The 1,751-nt window shown below is 54.4% G+C and carries 2 rRNA genes; both read left to right on the forward strand.

The window, feature by feature from the left end:
* Positions 1–1,307: ribosomal RNA gene (locus tag ABZS80_RS33225) — 23S ribosomal RNA — on the forward strand; the annotation flags it as partial.
* Positions 1,308–1,460: 153 nt separating this feature from the next.
* A 5S ribosomal RNA gene (rrf, locus tag ABZS80_RS33230) occupies positions 1,461–1,573 on the forward strand.
* Positions 1,574–1,751 lie beyond the last annotated feature (178 nt).

Below are 1,751 nucleotides of genomic sequence, written 5' to 3' on the forward strand. Positions count from 1 at the left end.
GTCTAATGATGACCGTACCGCAAACCGACACAGGTGGGCGAGATGAGTATTCTAAGGCGCTTGAGAGAACTCGGGAGAAGGAACTCGGCAAATTGGTACCGTAACTTCGGGATAAGGTACGCCCTTGTAGCTTGACTGGCTTGCGCCAGAAGGGTGAAGGGGTTGCAATAAACTGGTGGCTGCGACTGTTTAATAAAAACACAGCACTCTGCAAACACGAAAGTGGACGTATAGGGTGTGACGCCTGCCCGGTGCCGGAAGATTAAATGATGGGGTGCAAGCTCTTGATTGAAGTCCCGGTAAACGGCGGCCGTAACTATAACGGTCCTAAGGTAGCGAAATTCCTTGTCGGGTAAGTTCCGACCTGCACGAATGGCGTAACGATGGCCACACTGTCTCCTCCCGAGACTCAGCGAAGTTGAAGTGTTTGTGATGATGCAATCTACCCGCGGCTAGACGGAAAGACCCCATGAACCTTTACTGTAGCTTTGCATTGGACTTTGAACCGATCTGTGTAGGATAGGTGGGAGGCTATGAAACCGGAACGCTAGTTTCGGTGGAGCCGTCCTTGAAATACCACCCTGGTTTGTTTGAGGTTCTAACCTTGGCCCGTGATCCGGGTCGGGGACAGTGCATGGTAGGCAGTTTGACTGGGGCGGTCTCCTCCCAAAGAGTAACGGAGGAGCACGAAGGTTAGCTAATCCTGGTCGGACATCAGGAGGTTAGTGCAATGGCATAAGCTAGCTTGACTGCGAGAGTGACGGCTCGAGCAGGTGCGAAAGCAGGTCATAGTGATCCGGTGGTTCTGAATGGAAGGGCCATCGCTCAACGGATAAAAGGTACTCCGGGGATAACAGGCTGATACCGCCCAAGAGTTCATATCGACGGCGGTGTTTGGCACCTCGATGTCGGCTCATCACATCCTGGGGCTGTAGTAGGTCCCAAGGGTATGGCTGTTCGCCATTTAAAGTGGTACGCGAGCTGGGTTTAGAACGTCGTGAGACAGTTCGGTCCCTATCTGCCGTGGGCGCTGGAGAATTGAGGGGGGCTGCTCCTAGTACGAGAGGACCGGAGTGGACGAACCTCTGGTGTACCGGTTGTCACGCCAGTGGCATCGCCGGGTAGCTATGTTCGGAAGAGATAACCGCTGAAAGCATCTAAGCGGGAAACTCGCCTTAAGATGAGATATCCCTGGGGACTAGATCCCCTTGAAGGGTCGTTCGAGACCAGGACGTTGATAGGTCAGGTGTGTAAGCGCAGTAATGCGTTCAGCTAACTGATACTAATTGCCCGTAAGGCTTGATCCTATAACAAGTCTGCCTTGTAGATCTGCGCCGTGCGACAGCACCGGCCGCGATCCAAAGCGACAAGTTGGATTCTCGTGTGTGATACACACAACCAAAATTACTGCTTCTTCCAAGATTGGTTGTGCTGCGAAGCCAGCGCAACAACCCTCTTTGCCTGATGACCATAGCGAGTCGGTCCCACCCCTTCCCATCCCGAACAGGACCGTGAAACGACTCTACGCCGATGATAGTGCGGATTCCCGTGTGAAAGTAGGTAATCGTCAGGCTCCCTAAGCCAGAAACCCCCGCCCGAAAGGCGGGGGTTTTTGCATTGGCGCGGCGGAAATGCACATGGGATCGAGGCGGGCGGCCTGCCTGGAGCCGGGGCGCCGAACGCGCCGATCTAGGCGTCTGCCGTTCTCGAGCAATTCACAGCTCTGCGCCGCTGATCAAATCGATCGAGCT

It is taken from the genome of Micromonospora sp. NPDC005305 (assembly GCF_040607315.1).
Taxonomy (GTDB): domain Bacteria; phylum Actinomycetota; class Actinomycetes; order Mycobacteriales; family Micromonosporaceae; genus Micromonospora.